Annotated in this window: 13 protein-coding genes; 7 read left to right on the top strand and 6 right to left on the bottom strand. The window is 66.8% G+C overall.

All coding sequences use genetic code 11. The features are described from left to right. Window positions 1-6 precede the first annotated feature (6 nt). Window positions 7-1,023: a LacI family DNA-binding transcriptional regulator gene (locus HB677_RS10610; RefSeq protein WP_213815660.1), complete on the bottom strand. Its 1,017-nt coding sequence runs from the start codon at window positions 1,021-1,023 to the stop codon at window positions 7-9. Window positions 1,024-1,185: 162 nt separating this feature from the next. Between HB677_RS10610 and HB677_RS10605 the strand changes: the two genes are divergently transcribed. The 7 genes from HB677_RS10605 to xylB all read left to right on the top strand — a co-directional run bounded on the left by HB677_RS10605 (window position 1,186) and on the right by xylB (window position 11,154). Next, window positions 1,186-2,487: an ABC transporter substrate-binding protein gene (locus tag HB677_RS10605; protein ID WP_213815659.1), complete on the top strand. Its 1,302-nt coding sequence runs from the start codon at window positions 1,186-1,188 to the stop codon at window positions 2,485-2,487. A 10-nt stretch (window positions 2,488-2,497) separates the two neighbouring features. Next, window positions 2,498-3,415, top strand: coding sequence for a carbohydrate ABC transporter permease (locus HB677_RS10600; protein ID WP_213815658.1), 918 nt, complete (start codon window positions 2,498-2,500; stop codon window positions 3,413-3,415). Beyond that, window positions 3,415-4,233 carry a carbohydrate ABC transporter permease gene (locus HB677_RS10595; protein ID WP_255546512.1) on the top strand — a complete coding sequence of 273 codons (819 nt, stop codon included), beginning with the start codon at window positions 3,415-3,417 and terminating at the stop codon, window positions 4,231-4,233. Before HB677_RS10600 ends, HB677_RS10595 begins: the two co-directional genes overlap by 1 nt. Before the next feature lie 3 nt (window positions 4,234-4,236). Beyond that, complete coding sequence (locus HB677_RS10590; RefSeq protein ID WP_307852560.1) at window positions 4,237-6,618, top strand: glycoside hydrolase family 3 N-terminal domain-containing protein; 2,382 nt, start codon at window positions 4,237-4,239, stop codon at window positions 6,616-6,618. After that, entirely contained in the window at window positions 6,615-8,219 is a 1,605-nt protein-coding gene (locus tag HB677_RS10585) for a glycoside hydrolase family 43 protein (RefSeq protein ID WP_213815657.1), read from the top strand. Before HB677_RS10590 ends, HB677_RS10585 begins: the two co-directional genes overlap by 4 nt. A gap of 106 nt (window positions 8,220-8,325) precedes the next feature. After that, on the top strand, window positions 8,326-9,519 hold the full coding sequence (gene xylA / locus HB677_RS10580) for a xylose isomerase (RefSeq protein WP_213815656.1): 1,194 nt from the start codon (window positions 8,326-8,328) through the stop codon (window positions 9,517-9,519). Window positions 9,520-9,738: 219 nt separating this feature from the next. Further along, entirely contained in the window at window positions 9,739-11,154 is a 1,416-nt protein-coding gene (xylB, locus tag HB677_RS10575) for a xylulokinase (RefSeq protein WP_213815655.1), read from the top strand. Window positions 11,155-11,883: 729 nt separating this feature from the next. On the opposite strand, the gene HB677_RS10570 is transcribed toward xylB, so the two are convergent. From HB677_RS10570 to HB677_RS10550, 5 genes are all read right to left on the bottom strand, one after another. After that, a complete protein-coding gene (locus HB677_RS10570) occupies window positions 11,884-12,906 on the bottom strand; it encodes a LacI family DNA-binding transcriptional regulator (protein WP_307852559.1) in 1,023 nt (340 codons plus the stop codon). Window positions 12,907-12,992: 86 nt separating this feature from the next. After that, window positions 12,993-14,147: a galactofuranose ABC transporter, permease protein YjfF gene (gene yjfF, locus HB677_RS10565; RefSeq protein ID WP_255546511.1), complete on the bottom strand. Its 1,155-nt coding sequence runs from the start codon at window positions 14,145-14,147 to the stop codon at window positions 12,993-12,995. Next, window positions 14,144-15,202 (bottom strand): ABC transporter permease, encoded by a 1,059-nt coding sequence (locus HB677_RS10560; RefSeq protein ID WP_213815654.1) that lies wholly within the window; start codon window positions 15,200-15,202, stop codon window positions 14,144-14,146. Before HB677_RS10560 ends, yjfF begins: the two co-directional genes overlap by 4 nt. Beyond that, entirely contained in the window at window positions 15,199-16,707 is a 1,509-nt protein-coding gene (locus HB677_RS10555; RefSeq protein ID WP_213815688.1) for a sugar ABC transporter ATP-binding protein, read from the bottom strand. Before HB677_RS10555 ends, HB677_RS10560 begins: the two co-directional genes overlap by 4 nt. A 44-nt stretch (window positions 16,708-16,751) precedes the next feature. Beyond that, the gene (locus HB677_RS10550; protein ID WP_213815653.1) at window positions 16,752-17,783 is read right to left on the bottom strand and encodes an ABC transporter substrate-binding protein; all 1,032 of its coding nucleotides are present in this window, start codon (window positions 17,781-17,783) and stop codon (window positions 16,752-16,754) included. Window positions 17,784-18,233: the final 450 nt, after the last annotated feature.

Raw genomic sequence — 18,233 nt, 5'->3', positions numbered from 1 at the left:
ATGACCCTAGTCCCTGGCCGCCAGCGGCGCCGTGCTGTCGCGGACGACGAGACTTGTCGCCAGATCGATCCGGGTGTGACCCACATCGTCGCCATCGCGGATGCGCAGCACGATACGGCTGGCCTCCTCGGCCATCTCGCGCAACGGCTGGTGGATGGTGGTGAGCCCAGGACTGGACCACTTGGCGACCGGTACGTCGTCGTAGCCGACGATGGACAGCTCCCCCGGCACCGAGATTCCCGCGGTGCGTGCGGCCTCGAGAACACCGAGCGCCTGCAGGTCACTGCCGGCGAAGATGGCCGTCGGCCGGTGGGGCAACGCGAGGAGCCGCTCCGCGATCGCGCGACCACCATCGACATGGAAGTCTCCGAAGTGCACGAGAGCCGGGTCGACGCTGAGGCTCGCCGAGTTCATGGCGGAGCGGAAACCGTCGAGCCGGGCCAGCGAACACATCATGTCTTCCGGGCCGGTGATCGCCGCGATCCGGGTGTGGCCGAGTTCGATGAGGTGTCGGGTGGCCATGAGGCCGCCGGACCAGTTCGCCGATCCGACCGAGGGGACCCCGGGCGAGGGGTCGCCCGCCGGGTCGATGATGACGAACGGGATGGCCCGGGAGCGCAGTTGCTCCCGGTACGCCGGGTCGAGGTCGGAGAAGACGAGGATGACCCCGGCGGGACGCCGCCGCAGTACCCCGGCGATCCACTCGGGCCCCGGCGCATGGCGGCTGCCGCTCTCGGTAAGCACCACGCTCATGCCGTGTTCCCGGGCGATATTTTCGACGCCGCGAATGATCTCCATCGACCACGCGCTGTCGAGTTCGTGGAAGACAAGCTCCAGCAACGTGGCGTCACGCTTGTCACCCCCGCGTCGCTGGTAGCCGTGGTGCTCGAGGATCCGTTCCACGCGGTCGCGCGTTCCCCGCGCCACGTCGCTGCGGCCGTTGAGGACCTTGGAGATCGTGGAGAGCGAGACCCCGGCCTCGACGGCGACCTCATCGAGGGTCACCCGGGCTTTGCCGTTCATCGACATAGTTTCCCTGACTTCATCCGTCCGCGCCGCAAAACTGCGCGAAATCCAGCATCCAACTAATTTGTTGCGCTTGACCGCAAATAGGTTGCGTCGTAGGCTCCACTCATCCTAATAACTTTCGACTACGGTGTCGAAACTTTCGAGAGGCGTTCGACGATGAACACACACAGCAGGTGGCTCACACGGAGTCTGGCGGGTGCCGCGGTAATCGCGGTGGGCCTGGCTATGGCAGGTTGCTCGACAGGAAGCAGCGGAGCGTCATCCCGCCCTGAGAACGTGATTCACGTCGCCGTCTACGGAGACGCGACCAACAAGGTCGAAGAACAGATCGTTGCGACGTTCAACAAGACCTCCGACGTCAAGGTGATCCTCGACAAGATTCCCGGGGCCGACTACCAGCAGAAGCTGCAGACGATCATCAGCACCAAGGCAGCCCCCGACGTCTTCTTCAACTGGGGCGGCGGAAGCATCCAGGACTTCGTGAAGGCCGGGTTGCTTCTTCCCCTCGATGACTTCATCGCCGAGGATCCGGGTCTCAAAGACAACTTCCTCCCCGCCGTCTTCAACACCGCGGTGATCGACGGAAAGCCCTACGGCGTTCCGATGCGTGGCACCCAGCCGGTCATGCTCTTCAACAACAAGACGGTTCTCGCCGCCAACAACATCACGCCTCCCACCACCTGGGAAGAGCTGCTGGCCGACGTCAAGATCCTCAAGGCCAAGGGCATCACGCCGATCGCCCTCGGTGGAGCCGACCAGTGGACCACCCTCATGTGGTACGAGTACATCTACGACCGCGTTGCCGGTCCGGGGCTGTTCGAGAAGGCAATCTCCGGCGACAAGTCCGTCTGGGACAGCGCCGCGAGCAAGAAGGCGCTCGGATACATCAAGGACCTCATCGATGCCGGTGCGTTCGGCACCAACTTCGACTCCGTCAAGTTCACCGACGGCGGATCCCCCACGCTGCTGCGCACCGGTAGGGCTGCCTTCGAACTGATGGGCTCGTGGAACTACTCGACCCAGCAGAGCGCTGACCCGGACTTCGCTGCGAAGGACCTCGGCTACACCGCCTTCCCCGCCATCTCCGGTGGCGAGGGTGACGCGGGAAACGTCGTCGGCAACCCGAACAACTTCTACTCGGTCATCAAGGCGACCCGCTACCCGGACACCGCCCGTGACTTCCTGAAGCTCATGTACTCCGACGAGTTCGTCAAGGCGTCTATGGCCATCGGCAACTTGCCGACGACCACGAACACCGAGCAGTTCCTCGACACGGCGGCCGACCCTGCCTATGCCACCTTCCAGTTCGACCTCGTCAAGGCGGCTCCCTCGTTCCAGCTTTCGTGGGACCAGGCATACCCGCCCGCCGCGGGAACCCCGCTGAAGACCGCTGTCCAGCAGTTCTTCAACGGCCAGCTCGATGAGGCCGGTTTCATCCAGGCCATGCAGGCTCTGTAAGGAAAATCACATGACCACGCTTGCTCCTCGCAAGCGGTCTGCACGTTCGGGCGGTCCCTCCGTGGGCCGCCCGGGCGCTGTGTGGGCCGTTCCCGCGACCATCTTCTTCGCGCTGTTCGCGCTCGTCCCACTCATCTTCGTTGGTGTGCTCTCCTTCACGTCGTGGAGCGGGCTGGCCGATCCGGTCTTCGTCGGCTTCGACAACTGGGTGAAGCTCATCGCCGACCCGATCCTCACCAAGAGCTTCGGTCTCACCGGCCTGTTCGTCATCCTCGGCCTCATCACGCAAACCCCGCTGAGCATCCTGCTCGGCGTCTGGGCAGCAGGCCACCAGAAGAACAGGGCCGTGTTGTCGGCCATCTACTTCGTGCCCCTGCTCCTGTCATCCGCCGCCATCTCCATCCTGTGGCGCGCCCTGCTCGACCCCAACTTCGGCATCCCCGGCCAGCTGCCCTGGTTATTTGGTGACGGAAACCTCTTCGGCAAGCAGGCGTCGGCCATCGCCGTACTCACGTTCGTGAGCATGTGGCAGTTCACCCCGTTCCACACGCTCATCTATCAGGGCGCAGCCCGGGCCATCCCGCCGGTGCTCTACCAGGCCGCGCAGATCGACGGCGCCGGCACGGTGCGCCAGTTCTTCAGCGTCACGCTGCCGCAGCTGCGCAACAGCATCATCACGTCGGGAATCCTCATGGTGGTGGGCGGCCTGACGACCTTCGACACAGTGCTGATCCTCACCAACGGCGGGCCAGGCACGGACACGACAATCACCGCGTTCTACATGTACCAGAAGGCGTTCCGCGCCTTCGACTTCGGTCAGGCCAGCGCCATCGCCGTCGTGCTCGTGGTCATCGCGACCGCGATCTCCCTTCTCGTCGTGCGCCTGTCCGGCTACGACAAGATGCAGAGTGCGCAGGAAGGCATCTGATGAAACCCCGCCGCAATGTGTGGGCCGGATTCGGCTCGACCGCCTGGCTGATCGTCGTCGCGCTTCCGCTCTACGTCATGATCAGCGCCACGATCCAGACCCAGCAGGGCTACAGCTCGCACGGTCCGCTGTCGTTCCCCACGACGTTCACCCTCGACAACTACGTGGGTGCGTTTACCAGCGGGTTCGGGCTGTACTTCATCAACACCCTCATCGTGACGCTCAGCGTGGTGGCGATCGTCGTCGTGCTGGTGCCGCCGCTGTGCTACTCGATCGTGCGCAGTCGCAGCAGGTTCGCCACGGGAGTGTTCCGCCTCTTCCTGCTCGGCCTGGCCGTGCCATCCACTGCGGTTATCGTGCCGATCTTCTACTTGATCAGCGTTGCCGGGCTCTACGACAACCTGCTCGGCGTCATCCTGCCGACGGCGGCGTTCGCGCTACCGGTGTGCACGCTGATCATGAGCGGAACTATGCGCGACATCACGCCGGAGCTCTACGAAGCGATGGCCGTGGATGGCGCGACGCCGGTGCGTACCTTCTTCCAGCTAGTGATGCCGCTGTCCAAGGGCGGCCTCTCGACGATCATCGTCTTCTCGGCCCTGCAGGCGTGGAACGGATTCCTGTTCCCCCTGATCCTGACCCAGTCCGAATCGACGCGTGTGATCACGCTCGGACTCTTCAACTTCCAAACGCAGTACGGCGTCAACGTTCCCGGGCTTCTGGCCGCGGTCGTTCTCTCGATGCTTCCCGTGCTGCTCGTGTATCTCTTTGCCCGTCGCGCCCTCGTTCAGGGACTGATGGGCATGGGGGGAAAGTAACCCGTGACCACTTCACCCACCTCTCTCACCGGCGTCTGGAACGACCCGACGGCGTCGACCCCCGATCGTGTGGAGGCACTCGTCGAGGCGATGACCCTCGACGAGAAAATCGCCCAGCTCTACGGGGTCTGGGTCGGTGCGGCCACCGACGGCGGCGAGGTCGCCCCGCACCAGCACGACATGGAAGAGGTCATCGACCTCGATGAGCTGCTCCCGCGCGGTCTCGGCCAGCTGACCCGCCCGTTCGGCAGCGCGCCGGTCGACCCGGCCCTCGGGGCACTGTCCCTCATGCGCACCCAGCAGCGCATCGTCGGGGCGAATCGCTTCGCGATCCCCGCGATCGCCCACGAGGAATGCCTCGCCGGATTCGCTGCCTGGGGCGCGACCGCCTACCCGGTCCCGCTGTCCTGGGGCGCCACGTTCAACCCGGAGCTCGTGCAGAAGATGGCCGGACGGATCGGCGCGGACATGCGATCGGTCGGCGTGCACCAGGGCCTCGCCCCGGTGCTCGACGTCGTGCGCGACGCCCGCTGGGGACGCGTCGAAGAGACCATCGGCGAAGACCCCTACCTCGTCGGCACCGTCGCAACCGCCTACGTGAAGGGTCTCGAGCAGGCAGGCATCGTCGCCACCCTCAAGCATTTCGTCGGGTACTCGGCATCCAAGGCGGGGCGCAACCTCGCTCCCGTATCGGTCGGCTCCCGCGAGCGCGCCGACGTGCTGCTCGCGCCGTTCGAAATGGCAGTGCGCGAGAGCGGAGTGCGCTCGGTCATGCACGCGTACTCCGACATCGATGGCGTCCCCTCGGCAGCCGACCGCGAGCTACTCACCGGCCTGTTGCGTGACACCTGGGGTTTTGCGGGCACCGTTGTCGCCGACTACTTCGGCGTCGCCTTCCTCCGCACACTGCACGGGATCGCCGGAGACTGGGCTGATGCCGCGGTTGCCGCCCTCACCGCGGGAGTCGACGTGGAGCTTCCCACCGTGAAGACCTTCGGCGCTCCCCTGCTGGAGGCGATCGCGGACGGGCGCCTCGACGAGTCGGTCGTCGACACCGCACTCCGTCGCGTTCTGACCCAGAAGATCGAGCTGGGACTGCTCGACCCAGACTGGTCGGCCGTGCCCGCCGTGCTTCGGGGTTCCGACACCGGCACCGCTGTGGCGTCCGAGGCACTCCGGGGAACCGTCTCCCTCGACGACGAGGCCAACCGGGCCATCGCCCGCGAACTGGCCGAACACGCGATCGTGCTGCTCACTAACACGGGCATTCTTCCGCTGGCCGGAACGCCATCGATCGCCCTGATCGGCCCCAACGCCGACGACCCGATGGCAGTGCTCGGCTGCTACTCCTTCCCCGCCCACGTCGGAGTGCAGCATCCCGAACTGCCCATCGGCCTCAGCCTGCCGACGCTCGCCGACTCCGTGCGCGCCGAGTTCCCCGACAGCGAGATCACCCTCACCCGAGGAACCACCATTGATGGTTTCGAGACCGACGGGATCGCCGATGCGGTGCGCGCCGCCGAAGCCGCGGGTGTTGCCATCGTGGTGCTCGGTGACCGCGCCGGCCTCTTCGGCCGCGGCACCAGCGGCGAGGGCTGCGACGCCGACTCGTTGCGACTCCCGGGCACCCAGCAGGAGCTGCTCGACGCCGTGCTCGCCACGGGGACACCGACCATCGTCGTGCTGCTCTCCGGGCGCCCCTACGCCCTCGGCCGCGCCATCACGGAGGCGGCCGCGATCGTGCAGTCGTTCTTCCCCGGTGAGGAGGGAACTCCCGCCCTCGCGGGCGTGCTCAGCGGACGCGTGAATCCCTCGGGTCGACTGCCCGTTAGTGTGCCCGCGCACGCCGGATCACAGCCGTCGACGTATCTAGCGGGGCCGCTCGGGCACAAGAGCGGCGTCTCCAACGTCGACCCCACCGCGGCCTTCGCGTTTGGTCACGGGATCGGCTTCACCACGTTTGCGTGGTCGGACTCCGAACTCGGTACCACCGAGATCGCCACCGACGGACACGCACAGCTGACGGTGACAGTGACGAACACGGGCGATCGCTCCGGTGTCGAGGTCGTGCAACTTTACCTGCACGACCCTGTCGCTTCCGTGGTCCGCCCGGTGCAGCGACTCGTCGGTTACCACCGCATCGAGCTCGCGCCCGGCGAACAGGCGCGACTGAGTGTCAGCGTGCCGGCCGATCTCTCCGCGTTCAGTTCCCGCACGGGTGACCGTGTGGTGGAGCCCGGTGAACTCGTGCTGGGGCTCGGAACCTCCAGCAGTGACATCCGCTTCCCTCACAGCGTCGCCCTGACCGGCGACACCCGCGTCGTCGACCACACGCGCGAATTGCACGCGACGTGGACGGCGCAGGTCGGCCGCGCGGACCGATGATGTTCAGTAATCCCGTGCTGCGCGGGTGTTATCCCGATCCCAGCGTTACCCGGGTGGGGAGCGACTATTTTCTGGTGACCTCGTCATTCGAATATCTTCCCGGGCTGCCGATTTTCCGGAGCGCGGATCTCGTGAACTGGGTACAAGTCGGCGCGGCCATCGCTGGGGAAGGACAGGTCGACCTGTCGACGGTACCCTCCTCGGGCGGTCTATACGCGGCGACGCTGCGGCACCACGACGGCACCTTCTACATCACCAACACCGTCGTGCACGGCGAGGGACGGAAGGGCAACTTCATCGTCACGGCGACGGACATCGCGGGGCCGTGGTCGGATCCGGTGTGGCTCGACGACGCCGCGGGCATCGACCCGTCGCTGTTCTTCGATGCTGACGGACGCGCCTGGTTCCACGCCACGCGACTGGCCGAGCCTGGCGAGTGGCCCGAGCAAACCGAGGTGTGGCTGCGCGGACTCGACCTGACGACGCTGCAGCTGGTGGGCCCGGAGTACATCCTGTGGACGGGCGCGCTCATCGGCGCCGTCTGGGCAGAGGGGCCGCACCTGTATCGCGTCGGCGAGTACTACTACCTGCTCGCGGCCGAGGGTGGCACCGAACACAATCACGCGGTCTCGATCGCGCGCAGTGAGAGCGTCACCGGACCGTACGTCGGCAACCCCGGCAACCCCGTGCTGACCCACCGCACCCTCGGGCGCGAGTACCCGGTCGTTGGTGTCGGGCACGCCGACCTCGTGCAGACGCCATCCGGCGAGTGGTGGTCGGTGCTCCTGGGCAGCCGGCCGTATGGCGGCTACTTTCCGAACCTCGGGCGCGAGACACACCTGGTTCCGGTGACGTGGGAGGACGGCTGGCCCGTCTTCGCCCCGGGAACCGGCCGGGTCGAGGCGAGTTTCGCCGCCCCGAATCATCCGCTCGCTCCCCCGTTCGACGCCGCCACGGATGCCTCGGGCTTTGCCGCCACGAATCTCCCGGATACCGGGGTGCTGCGCGACGACTTCGACGGTGAGACCCTCGCCCCCACCTGGAACGGCGTGCGCGCACAGCCCACTGCCGTCTCGTCGCTCACCGCGCGTCCCGGGTGGCTGCGGCTGCCGCTGGTGCCGGCGACTCTCGCCGAGGTGGCGGTTCCGGCGTTCGTCGGACGCCGCCAGCAGCACCAGAACGCGCGGTTCAGCGCCCACATCGACTTCGCCCCGGGCTCCGGCAGCGAGGGTGCGGGCCTCGCTGTGCGCCAGTCGGAAGACGCGCACCTCACCCTGCTGATCACCGCCGGCGACTCCGGCGAGCGCCGCGTGGTCGCCACCAGCCGGGTCCGTGGGCTCGACACCGTCATTGGCGACGGGGTCATCCCCGCGGGCCCTCTTACCCTGACCGTCCGGGCCGCGGGCCAGGACTACCACCTCGAATATGAGACCTCATCGGGGATTTTCCCGGTGGCGGTAGCGGATGCCTCGGAGCTGAGCTCCCCGCGGGCCGGCGGTTTTCTCGGGCTGTGGTGGGGACTGTACGCGACCTCGCACGGCGCCGCGACATCCGCTCACGCCGACATCGACTGGACAGAGTACGTCGGGGCCGACGGCTGATCTTTTTCGGACGAATTCCCACAAGGGGGTTCCGCAGTCACGATCTACCCATAATATGTTTCTAGTTACAACAAATCACCAACGAAGCTGAAGGGCTGTTCCCGCAATGACACTCACTCCCACCAAGGCAGACCAGTTCTCCTTTGGACTCTGGACCATTGGCTACAACGGAGCAGACCCCTTCGGCGGACCGACCCGCGCCCACCTCGACACCGTTCACGCGGTCGAGAAGCTCGCAGAGCTCGGCGCCTACGGCCTCACCTTCCACGATGATGACCTCTTCGCGTTCGGTTCGACCGACGCCGAGCGCCAGACCGAGATCGACCGCCTCAAGCAGGTTCTGGCCGACACCGGGCTGATCGTTCCGATGGTGACGACCAACCTCTTCAGCGCTCCGGTGTTCAAGGACGGCGGATTCACCTCCAACGACCGCGCAGTCCGCCGCTTCGCGCTGCGCAAGGTTCTGCGCAACATCGACCTCGCCGCCGAGCTCGGCGCCAAGACGTTCGTTATGTGGGGTGGCCGCGAGGGAGCGGAGTACGACGCCGCGAAGGACATCCGTTCGGCTCTCGAGCGCTACCGCGAGGCCGTCAACCTGCTCGGCGACTACGTCACCGACAAGGGATACGACATCCGCTTCGCGATCGAGCCCAAGCCCAACGAGCCCCGCGGCGACATCCTGCTGCCGACGGTTGGCCACGCCATGGCGTTCATCGAGACGCTCGAGCGTCCCGAGATGGTGGGCGTCAACCCCGAGGTCGGTCACGAGCAGATGGCCGGACTGAACTTCGCCTCGGGCATCGCGCAGGCGCTCTACCAGGGCAAGCTCTTCCACATCGACCTCAACGGCCAGCGCGGCATCAAGTACGACCAGGACCTCGTCTTCGGTCACGGCGACCTGCACAACGCGTTCGCCCTCGTCGACCTCCTCGAGAACGGCGGCCCCAGCGGCGGCCAGGCCTACACCGGTCCCCGTCACTTCGACTACAAGCCCTCGCGCACCGAGGACGAGGTCGGCGTCTGGGACTCCGCCGCGGCCAACATGCAGACCTACCTCCTGCTCAAGGAGCGCACCGCCGCCTTCCGCGCCGACCCCGAGGTACAGGAGGCGCTTGCCGCTTCCCGCGTGCTCGAACTGACGGAGAACACCCTCGGCGCCGGCGAGACCTACGCCGAGCTGCTCGCCGACACGTCCGCGTACGAGGACTTCGACACCGACCAGTACTTCAACGGCAAGGGCTTCGGCTTCGTCCGTCTGCAGCAGCTGGCCACCGAGCACCTCATGGGCGCTCGCGGTTAACACCCGTTTCACCCCGCCGGGCCTCCGGGTTCAGTTCGGGATGCCACACCCGCAGTACCCCGCACCATCCGAGATGCCCACCTGACCCAGCGCCCACCAGCCCGGGGCAGGTGGGCATTTCGCCGCACCGCCCGCCCGGGGCATCCGCTCGCCCGACGCATGCACCGCACCGCCCTCGCCTCACCCACCCCGCCTCACCCCACCGAAAGAGCCACCCCCATGACACTCGTCGCCGGCATCGACTCCTCCACGCAGAGCTGCAAGGTCGTCATCCGCGACCTCGACACCGGAGCCGTTGTGCGCACGGGGCGGGCGGGTCATCCGTCCGGCACGGAGGTCGACCCGGAAGCGTGGTGGGTCGCCCTGCAGACCGCGATCGCCGATGCCGGTGGGTTTGACGATGTCGCCGCGGTGTCTGTCGGCGGGCAGCAGCACGGCATGGTCGTCCTCGATGACGGCGGCCGGGTCATCCGCAATGCACTGCTCTGGAACGACACGCGCTCGGCCCAGGCGGCGCTCGACCTCATCGCCGAGGTGGGGGCCGCGGACTTCGCCGCGCGCACCGGCTGCGTTCCCGTGGCCTCGTTCACCATCACCAAGCTGCGCTGGCTCGCAGACGCCGAGCCGCAGAACGCCGCGCGGGTAGCCGCCGTCGCACTCCCCCACGACTGGCTGACCTGGCGCCTGCGCGGCTTCGGACCCGACAACCCGCAGCTCGGCGAACTCACCACCGACCGCTCCGACGCGAGCGGCACCTCCTACTTCAACCCGTCGACCAACGAGTACGACCTCGCGCTGCTCGGGCTGGCGCTGCGCCGCCCGGTCGGGGACGCGGGGCTCGAGCCATCCGTCATCCTGCCGCGCATCGTCGCGCCGGGCGAGGTCGCCGGACACATCAGCGGCACCCAGGTCGCGCTGGCCGCGGGTGCCGGGGACAACGCCGCCGCCGCCCTCGGTCTCGGAGCCGTGCCCGGCGATGTCGTCATCTCCATCGGCACGAGCGGCACGGTCTTCGCCGTCACCGACACCGCGCCACGCGACGAGTCCGGCACTGTTGCCGGATTTGCGGATGCCTCGGGCGCCTACCTTCCCCTCATCGCCACGCTCAACGCGGCCCGCGTGCTCGACTCCATCGCCGGTCTGCTCGGTGTCGACCACACCGAGCTGGGGTCGCTGGCGCTGACCGCCGAGCCCGGGTCCGACGGAGCCGTGTTGCAGCCGTACTTCGAGGGGGAACGCACGCCGAACCTCCCGGACGCTACCGCGACCCTCTTCGGAATGACCCTGCTGTCGACGACCCGCCCGAACCTCGCCCGGGCCGCGATCGAGGGGCTGCTCTGTGGACTCGCCGATGGACTCGACGCCGTCCGCGCCCAGGGCGTGGAGGCAACCCGCCTGCTGCTCATCGGAGGTGCCGCGCAGAACTCGGCGGTCAGTGCGATCGCGGCGCAGGTCTTCGAGGTGCCGGTCGTGGTGCCCGAGCCCGGCGAGTACGTTGCTGCCGGAGCCGCCGTCCAGGCCGCCTGGGCCGTCACGGGTTCGCGCCCCACGTGGACGATCGCCGAGGTCGCCGCACCCGCGGTCGACTACCGTCCGGTCATCCGCCAGCAGTACGCGGCCCGCGCGGCCTCGTAGCCGCCCCGGCATCCGGCCGCTCGCGTGCATCCGGCTGCTCGCGTGCCCGCGTCGCCACGTCACTCCACCGCGCCTCGTCACCCCACCGCCGCCCCGTCTCCGCACCGCCGCCCCGTCACTCCAGCGACGCCACGTCGCCCTTTCCCTAGATTCGGAATTCTTGTCATTTCGCGCCCAGATAAGGACGCGCAGACCGTGGCCCGCACGAAACTCCTGATCTGGCGAAGCCCGGCGAGAGGCCAACAGCCCGAAACCCTCCGACGGCTCACCCCAGATCGCCGCCCCCACTTCTCCAGATAAGGAGATTCGGTCCGATTGCGCCCAGATTCGGATCCTGGGACAGCGGATGACCCGAACCTCCGCATCTAGCGAACACCCGGGCACCTCTGGCCCCACTCGCCCTTCCGGGATTTCGGTGACGGAGGAAATTCAGTCATTTCCTCCCGGGTGAAACGCTTCAGCTGCCGAATCTCCTCCGTGAGTGAAACGGAAGCGACCTCACTGCCCGACGTGGCCGCGCGGCGCGCGCGCACGAGCGCCCACAGCGCGGAGCAATGGCTCGGCGCCCCACGCAACTGGTCTGAAACTGGCACCCGCCCACCCAACCGGCCAGAAGCCGGCACCCAATACCGCACAACCGTCCAACCGCAGCCCGCCGACGCTAACCGGCAACCGGCTACCGGCTACCGGCTACCGGCTACCGGCTACCGGCTACCGGCTACCGCAGCCCTACCCCCGCGGCGCCGCCGTCGACGCCCGCACCACGAGCTGGGCCGCCGTGTGCGGGGTATCCCCCTGCTCCCGGTCCTGCAGCACCCGGATCACAGTCGCCATGATGTCACGCCCCAACACCGCGAAATCCTGCCGCACGGTGGTCAGTGGCGGAGTGAAATGCTCGGCCTCGGGGATGTCATCGAACCCGACAACGCTCACGTCCTCCGGCACGCGAACACCCCGGGCCGCGAAGGCGTGCAGCAGTCCCAGCGCGAGCTGGTCGTTGCCCGCAAACACGGCCGTGAAGTCACGGCTCTCGAGCAGTTGGAGTCCCACCTCGTACCCGCTGCGGGGTGACCAGTCCGTGTGGAACGGCTGCCGGGCTACCAAACCGTGCCCCGAGAGTGAGGTCTGCCAGCCGCGCATCCGCTCCGTGGCATCCATCGAATCCTCTGGGCCGGCAATGTGAAGGATGCTTCTATGCCCGAGTTCTGCGAGATGATCGGTCGCAGCCCGCGCCCCACCGAACTGGTCGATCGAGACGCTGTGAAATCCGAGGCGACCGCTGCTCTCCACCGCGAGCAGGGGGACGCCGAGGTCGATGTCCTGGATGGCTTCGAGCGCGCCGCTGTGCCCGGCGATGAGCACAATCGCCTCGACGTTCTGGCTCAGCAGCAGTTCGACCGAGGCGCGCAGCGAGCCGGGGTCGGCCTCGGCCATGCTGGCGATGCTCACCGTGTAGCGGGCCTGGCGCGCCGCATCGTTGAAGCCGAGGGCAGTGGCCGACGGGCCATAGTCGGGGCGGCCGGTGGTGATCAGGCCGATCGTGCGCGAGCGCTTCGTGACCAGCGCGCGGGCAGCGGTGCTCGGGCGGTAGCGCAGCTGGCGGATGGCGTCTTCCACCCGCTCCCGCGTCGCGGGCCGCACGTTGGGGATGCCGTTGACCACGCGCGAAACTGTCTGGTGCGAGACCCCGGCGAGACGGGCGACATCGAAAATGTTGGCGGTACGCGCCCGCGGGTCATCGGAGTTCACCACACCTGCCGACTTCCCTTAACCACCATGCGCGCCCGGATATGGCTCTAATTATGCCCGCCGGATCCGTCCCTCCCGACACGGCGCGGTCACCGCCGTCGCAGCGTCAACACGCGCTGCAGAATGATGAACACAAGCAGTAGCGAACCGATCACGATGCGCGTCCACCACGAACTCAGCGTCCCCTCGAAACTGATGATGGTCTGGATCAGCCCGAGCACGAGCACCCCCAGCACCGACCCGAGCACAAACCCCGAACCGCCGGTCAGCAGCGTGCCTCCGATGACCACCGCCGCGATCGCATCAAGCTCCATGCCGACGGCAGTCAAGCTATATCCGGACAGCGTGTAGAACGTGAACAGCACGCCCGCGATCGCCGAGCACAGCCCGCTGATCGCGTAGACGAGCACCTTCGTGCGCCGCACCGGCAGCCCCATGAGCATGGCGGATGGCCCGCCGTTACCAATCGCGTACACCGTTCGTCCCGTGCGCGTGTAGTGCAGCACCACGAAGGCGATCGCCACCACGATCAGCGCGACGATCACGCTCGGGGTGATCTTCAGGCCCGGCCCCACCGGGATCCGCGCGTCCGCCATCGCGGTGAAGAACGGGTCCACGATCGAGATCGAGTTAGTGCTGATCACGTAGCAAAACCCGCGCGCCAGGAACATCGCCGCCAGCGTCGCAATGAACGGCTGAATGTCGAAGTAGTAGATGACGAGGCCGACCAGCAGTCCCAGCGTCGTGCCGACAATCAGGACGATGAGGATGACCCAGGGCGGCGACCACCCGGACTGCAGCAGCGACGCCGCAATCATCGTTGACAACGCCACGACCGACCCCACTGAGAGGTCGATGCCACCCGTGAGAATCACGAACGTCATGCCGACTGCCAACACGATGAGGAACGCGTTATCCACAAACAGGTTCAGCGCGACTTGTCCCGAGAAGAACCCCTCGTACCGAATCGAGCCGACCGCAAACGTCACAATCAGAAGGGCAAGAGTGACGAGAACGGAGGCATAGCGTGACGACACCACCGCTCCGAGCCATTCCGCGATTCCATGCTGTCCCGTCGCGCCACTGCCGCCCGGGGGCGTGCCACCTCCAGCCGCGCGCCGCCCTGCCTCGCGACGGCGCCCGCTCATCAGCAGTCCCGCGCCGGCCGCCCGGTCGGATCCGCCACCGGCGGTACCTCCGCGCCCGGGCTCGGCCCCCGCCGGCCTGTTTGTCGTCGCGGTCATGACACGGTCGCTCTCGTCGGAGCCACCGCCGGGGTGCGGCGACGACGCATTCGCATCTTGGTGATGCGCGTGTTCATCACGGGCGACTGCAGCAGGCACACCGCGATGACCACGAGTGCCTTGAAGACGAGCGTGATCTCGGGCGCGATTCCGATGGAGTAGACGGTCGTCGTCAACGTCTGGATCACGAAGGCGCCGATCAGAGTTCCGGTCAGCGAGTAGCGGCCGCCCGCGAGCGACGTGCCGCCGAGCACCACGGCGAGGATGGCGTCCATCTCGATCCAGAGGCCCGCGCTGTTGGCGTCCGCCGCCGTGACGTTCGAGCTGATCATGAGGCCGGCGATCGCCGCGCACACCGCGCTGAACGTGTACACCGTCCAGACGATGACGCGCGCGCTCACGCCCGCCAGCCTGCTCGCCTCGGGGTTGATGCCGACGGACTCGATGAGCATGCCGAGCGCCGTCTTGCGGGTGAGGATCGCGACGAGGGCGAACATCACGCCCGCGATGATGATCGACGCCGGCAGGGCGAACCAGTAACCGCCGCCGATCACCTTGTACGGAGCGCTCGACACCGTGAGGATCTGCCCCTCGGTGATGAGCATCGCGATGCCGCGGCCTGCCGTCATGAGGATGAGCGTCGCGATGATCGGCTGAATGCCAAACACCGAGACGAGCAGGCCGTTCCACGAGCCGAGAACGATGGCGAACACGATGGATGCCGCGGCCGCCCCGAGAACGACGCCGAGGTCATTCGGGTCGGGTGCGTCACCGACGATCGACAGGGCGAATGCGCCCGAGATGGCGACGACGGCTCCGACGGACAGGTCAATGCCGCGGGTCGCAATCACGAGGGTCATTCCCAGTGCCACCAGCACAATCGGGGCGCCGTTGCGGAGGATGTCGATGAGACTCCCGAACAGGTGACCGTCCTGCACGCGAATGGACAGGAAGCCCGGCGACTTGATGACATTCGTCACGAGCAGGGCGACGAGGGCGATCACCGGCCAGATGAGCCGGCTGCGAAACACGTCACGGAGGCGGGCGGCAATCATGCGTCCGCTCCGCTCGCGATGAGACCCATGATCTCGGTCACCGTGACGTCCTCGTTGGGCAGGTCCGCGATCTTGCGGCGATCCCGCATCACCACGATCCGGTGGCTGAGCCGCAGCACCTCCTCCAGCTCCGCCGAGATGAAGAGCACGCTCATGCCTTCCTCGGCGAGGTTGGCTACGAGGCGCTGGATCTCAGCCTTCGCGCCGACGTCGATGCCGCGGGTCGGTTCATCCAGAATCAGTAATCGCGGCGCAATCGCGAGCCACCGGGCGAGCAGCACCTTCTGCTGGTTACCGCCGCTGAGGTTGCGTAACAGCGCCTCCGGATTGGCCGGGCGGATGCCGAGCGCCTGAATGTAGCTGGCCGCCAGTTCGTCCTGCCGGCGGCGCGGGATGCGTCGGAACCATCCACGATCGGCCTGCAGTGCGAGGACGATGTTGTCGCGCACCGTGAGGTCTTCGATGATGCCCTCGCGTTTGCGGTCCTCCGAGGAGTAGGCGATGCGGTCCTTGAGCGCAGAGCGCGCGGTGCTGAGCCGGCGCGGTTTGCCCTCGATGCGGATCTCGCCGGAATCGGTGCGATCGGCGCCGCCGATGATCCGGGCGAGTTCGGTGCGACCCGAGCCGAGCAACCCGGCGAGGCCCACGACCTCGCCTTCCGAGATGCGCACGTCGAAGGGCTCGATCGAGCCCTTACGTCCGACGCCGCTCGCCTCGAGGAATGGCACCGCCGTGGCGGTCGCCGTCTCGGTCTCCACCGCCTGGGCGCGGGTGCGGGTATCGATGTCGTCGAGCACCGCGATCTCCTTCCCGATCATCTTGCGCACCAACTCGATCCGCAGGATCTCCTCGATGCGGTACTCGCCCACCAGCGCACCGTTACGCAGCACCGTCAACCGGTCGGCAATCTCGTACACCTGATCGAGAAAGTGCGACACGAACAGAATCGCAACGCCGTTGTCTTTAAGGCTGCGGATGACCCGGAACAGCTCGGCCACCTCGTCAGCGTCGAGGCTCGACGTCGGCTCGTCGAGAATCAGCACCCGGGCCCGAACCGCAATGGCGCGGGCGATGGCGACGAGTTGCTGTACCGCCAGCGAGTGAGACCCCAGCAGCGACGCCGGATCGATGTCGAGCCGCATCTGGGTCAGAAGTTCGGCGGCCATCGCGCGGGTCTTCTTCCACGCGATGCCGCCAAACCGCCGGGGCTCGCGTCCCAGCATGATGTTTTCTGCCACCGACAGGTTCGGCAGCAGGTTGATCTCCTGGTAGACGGTGCTGATGCCCGCGTTCTGGGCCTCGGCCGGCGACTTGATCACCAGCGGCTCACCGTCCAGTGTGATGGTGCCGCTGTCGATCCCGTACACCCCGGTCAGCGCCTTGATCAGGGTAGATTTTCCTGCCCCGTTTTCACCCATCAACGAATGGACCTCACCGGGAAACATCCGGAAGTCCACCGCATCAAGCGCCTTGACGCCGGGAAAGGAGATGGAGATGTGGGACATCTCTACGAGGGGCACGGGATCGACAGCGACACTCACGGTCGAGCTCAGTACTTCCGGTCGGGAAGCGCGGCCTTCGCCTGGTCCTGCGTGAAGGTGGTTTCCTCCGTGACGATGCGCTTGTCGACCGTCTCGCCCGCGGCGACCTTCTTCACGATGTCGACCAGCTGACCGCCCAGCAGCGGCGAGCACTCGACGATGAAGTTGATCTTGCCGTCGGCCAGGGCCTGCATTCCATCGTGCACCGCGTCCACCGTCACGATCTTGATGTCCACACCCGGCTTGAGGCCCGCTGCTTCAATCGCCTCGATGGCGCCGAGACCCATGTCGTCGTTGTGCGCGTAAAGCAGGTCAATCTTGGGGTTGCTCTTCAGGAACGCCTCCATGACCTGCTTGCCACCGGCACGGGTGAAGTCACCCGTTTGCGACGCGATGATCTTGAACTTGCTGTCGCCCTCGATCGCCGTGCGGAATCCTTTCGCCCGGTCGTTGGCCGGGGCCGCGCCCGTGGTGCCCTGCAGTTCGACAACGTTCACCGCCGTGGCATCCGCAAATTCCGTCTTCGCCCACTCGCCGGCCTTCTCGCCCTCGGCGACGAAGTCTGAGCCGAGGAACGACTTGTAGAGCGAGTCATCGGAGGAGTCGACCGAGCGGTCGGTGAGCACGACGGGGATGTCGGCGTCCTTCGCTTCGTTGAGCACCGTGTCCCAGCCGGACTCGACCACCGGCGAGAACGCGATCACGTCGACCTTCTGCTGGATGTACGAGCGGATCGCCTTGATCTGGTTCTCCTGCTTGCCCTGCGCATCGGAGAACTTCAGCGGGATGTCCGCGGTCTTGAACGACTCCTGGATGTCCTTCGTGTTGGCGGTGCGCCACGCGCTCTCGGCGCCGACCTGGGCGAAACCGACCGTGAGAGAGTCGGCACCCCCGCCCGATCCGCCACTGCTGGCGCAGCCGCTCATCGTGAAGAGCACCGCTCCGGCAGCCGCCAGCCCGATGACGCTGCGCACCCTGCCCCGGCGCGATCCGGTCGGCGCCGCGGCGCCCAACCCTCTAGTGAGTGCAAACCTGTTCATAGAAACCAAACCTCCTTGTTCAGTGTCTTGCCGTCGTATTGAGTTAGGTAGCGCCGCTCGTCGCGCCGTCGTTTGCGGAAGTCCGCGCATCCGTTGCGCCATTGCAACCGCGAGTTCGAGCCGGGTAGTGCGTGTCCAATCTGGTTGGAATGTTAGCGCTCACAAAATTGCGCCCTCAAGGGGCAATGGTTACGGTTTGGTAACGGGATGACCCGGAGTCCCGCAATCACGGGGGTCCGGCGCCCTCTCACGCGCGCACCCAGAGTCACTTCGGCGCAGGGTCATCCGCAAATGTGAGGGTTATCGTGCGCATCTCGCTGAACCCACGCTTTTCTGTCCGGCGAAAGTTAACGCGGGGTTTGGCGGGAGAAAAAAGCAAGCGGAGGGAGCTGTAGCTCCCTCCGCTTGCCAGTTTCTCCCGCCACGGGGATGTGCCCGCCGCAGAGGCGG

The organism is Glaciihabitans sp. dw_435, assembly GCF_018449675.1.
Taxonomy (GTDB): Bacteria; Actinomycetota; Actinomycetes; order Actinomycetales; family Microbacteriaceae; genus Glaciihabitans.
Note: the sequence above shows the minus strand (reverse complement) of the source record. Positions and strands in the feature narration are given on the sequence as shown.